General features: G+C 68.4%; 1 protein-coding gene. It reads left to right on the top strand.

The window, feature by feature from the left end:
* On the top strand, positions 1–1,130 hold a 1,130-nt coding region (locus ACIGXM_RS37430; protein ID WP_396568588.1), incomplete at both ends, for a condensation domain-containing protein.

Genomic DNA, 1,130 nt, shown 5'->3' with positions numbered 1-1,130 from the left:
CCCACACCTTCGACCTCGCCACCCAAATCCCGCTGCGCGCAACCCTGTTCACCCTCACCCCGAACGAGCACATCCTCGTCCTGGTGGTGCACCACATCGCCGGCGACGGCTGGTCCATGACCCCCCTCGCCCGCGACATCTCCACCGCCTACACCGCACGCCACAACGGAGCCGAGCCCGGCTGGGAACCCCTGCCGGTGCAGTACGCCGACTACACCCTGTGGCAGCGCGACCTCCTCGGCACCGACGACGACCCCAACAGCCTCCTCGCCCAGCAACTCGCCTACTGGCGTGACGCTCTGGCCGACATCCCGGAGGAACTGGAGCTGCCCTACGACCGGGTCCGCCCGGCCGTCGCCACCCACCGCGGCGCCAGCATCCCCCTGACCATCCCCACCGAACTCCACCAGCAACTCGCCGAACTCGCCCGCACCGAGGGCACGACCATGTTCATGGTCCTGCAGGCCGCACTCGCCGTCCTCCTCTCCAAGCTCGGCGCCGGCACCGACATCCCCATCGGCACCCCCATCGCCGGACGCACCGACGACGCCCTCGACAACCTCGTCGGCTTCTTCGTCAACACCCTCGTCCTACGCACCGACCTCACCAACAACCCCACCTTCACCGACCTACTCGCCAGGGTCCGCGAGAACAGCCTCAACACCTACGCCCACCAGGACATCCCCTTCGAACGCCTGGTGGAAGACCTCGCCCCCACCCGCTCCATGGCCCGGCACCCCCTCTTCCAGGTCATGCTCACCCTCCAGAACAACAGCGCGGTCTCACTGGAGCTGCCCGGCCTCACCATCACCCCCCTCACCACCGGCCAACTCCCCGCCAAGTTCGACCTCTCCCTCACCCTCGGCGAAACATTCACCCCCAACGGCACCCCCGCCGGCCTCCACGGCGAACTCACCTACGCCACCGACCTGTTCGACCCCACCACCGCCGAACAGATCACCAACCGCCTCCACCACCTCCTGCACACCCTCACCAACAACCCCACCACCCCCCTCCACGACATCTCCGTCCTCGACGACGCCGAACGCCAGCAGGTACTCACCACCTGGAACGACACCGCCCGCGAGGTGCCGACCGCGACCCTGCCCCAGCTCTTCCAGGCCCAGGCC

The organism is Kitasatospora sp. NPDC052896 (assembly GCF_044547075.1).
Classification (GTDB): domain Bacteria; phylum Actinomycetota; class Actinomycetes; order Streptomycetales; family Streptomycetaceae; genus Kitasatospora.
Note: the sequence above shows the minus strand (reverse complement) of the source record. Positions and strands in the feature narration are given on the sequence as shown.